The 1921-nt window shown below is 57.7% G+C and carries 1 protein-coding gene; it reads right to left on the bottom strand.

Annotated elements, in window-relative coordinates; all coding sequences use genetic code 11:
• Nucleotides 1-1921, bottom strand: a 1921-nt coding sequence (locus ACGYLQ_RS20715) for an efflux RND transporter permease subunit (RefSeq protein WP_394444662.1), incomplete at both ends; no start/stop codon positions are given.

Raw genomic sequence — 1921 nt, 5'->3', positions numbered from 1 at the left:
ATGCCGAACAATGCGATAAACCCGACAGTAGCAGGCACCGACACCGGCAACCCTGTCAACCAGAGCGCCATCGCACCACCCGTCAGCGCCAAGGGGATATTCAACAGGATGAGGATCGCTGATTTCAGGCGACCAAAGGTTACCAGAAGGATCAGCAGAACGATGCCCAACGTAATCGGAATAACCACTTTGAAACGGGCATTCGCCTGTTGCTGAAGCTCGAATTGGCCGCCCCAGACCAAACGATACCCGGGCGGTAGATCCAACTGAGCGTCCGTCAACGTCTGCGCTTCGGCAACGAAAGAGCCGATATCGCGACCGCGCACGTTGGACTGGACCGTGATGAAGCGTTCGCCATCTTCGCGTGTGATCTGGCGTGGACCGATTACAGTTTCGATATTGGCCACTGTGTCCAGCGGCACCCGTGCGCCCGAAGGCGATTCCAGCACGATGCGTCTGATCGCCTCCGGTGTGTCGCGGCTTTCTTCGTCAAAACGCACCATTATCGGAAACTGTCGCACGCCCTCGAACAGTGATCCGGCTTCGGCCCCGCCGACGGCTGCACGCAGCCCATCCAACGCGTCCTCAACATCAAGCCCGTAGCGACCAAGGGCTGACCGATCCACGGTTACCACAAGTTGCGGCGCACCGGTGATCTGGTCGGCCTGTACCTCGGCAGAACCCTCAACCTGTTGCAGGAGTGATTGCAGGACTTGTGATCGCTCCAACAGAATTTCGGAATCCGGTCCAAAGATTTTGACGGCCAGTTCGGCGCGTGTGCCGGTCAGCAATTCATCAACAGCCATCGCGATGGGTTGGCCGATATTTACCACAATCCCCGGAAAGCTTTCCAGATCTTCCGAAATCGCCGTGCGCAAACCTTCGGCAGACAAGCCGGGCCGCCACTGATCGACCGGGTTCAGCTCGATGAAGGCTTCGGCGCTGTTGGTCGGGTCAGCATGCGCGCCAACCTCACCACGCCCAATACGGGTCACGATGGACTTGATTTCAGGAAAATTCTTTAACAGCCGCTTTTCCACAAGCGTCGTCGTCTTCGTTCCTTCGGTAAGCGAAATCGAGGGTGCCATGGTGACGCGCATCAGAATATCGCCTTCCTCCAACGATGGCGTAAATTCGGAACCAAGTCGCGATCCTGCAAAACCGCCCACCGCCAAAAATATGCCGCACAGGACGATGGCGAAAAAACGGTTACGGACAAAGAACCCGGCCGCACCACTGACCATCGCGACAGTCCGCCCCGGCTTGTCAGGGGCCTTCTTGCCGGATCGGCGCATCACCGAAAAGGCCATGGAAGGCGCAATCAGGGCCGCATAGAACAGCGAGCCGGTCATGGCGAGTGCAGCCGATGCCGCCAAGGGCCGGAAGGTTTTGCCCTCAACCCCTTGCAGCGAGAAAAGCGGCAGGAAAACAACGATAACCACGGCAACCGCCGCCACCAGAGGTGCGATTACCTCGGCGGTAGATCGGGCAACCAACATACGCGGCTCTTCAGAGCCGTCATCTTCCTCAAAACTGCGATCCACGTTTTCAGAGATAACAATCGCCCCGTCGACCATCATCCCGATGGCGATGGCGACCCCTCCTAATGACATCAGATTGGCGCTGATACCGAGCACGTACATTGCGATAAACGCAAAACCTACGGAAAACGGGATCGACAGGACCACAATCAGACTGGGACGCCAGCCCCCCAGGAAGACAAACACCACCAACGCTACGAGCACAGCCCCCTGCCACAACGCCGTCGTGACGGTTGCGGAGGCCTTGTTTACCAGCGTTCCCTGATCATAGTAGGGGACCGCCAGTACACCATCCGGCAGGCTTGCGTTGATTTCCTCAAAGCGCTTCTGGACCCGCGCGATGACATCGGATGTGTTGGTGCCATAAAGTTTCAGAACCA

The organism is Sulfitobacter sp. 1A12779, from assembly GCF_043557315.1.
GTDB classification, from domain to species: Bacteria; Pseudomonadota; Alphaproteobacteria; order Rhodobacterales; family Rhodobacteraceae; genus Sulfitobacter; species Sulfitobacter faviae.
The sequence above is the reverse complement of the archived record's forward strand: the minus strand, read 5'-3'. Positions and strand labels throughout refer to the sequence as shown.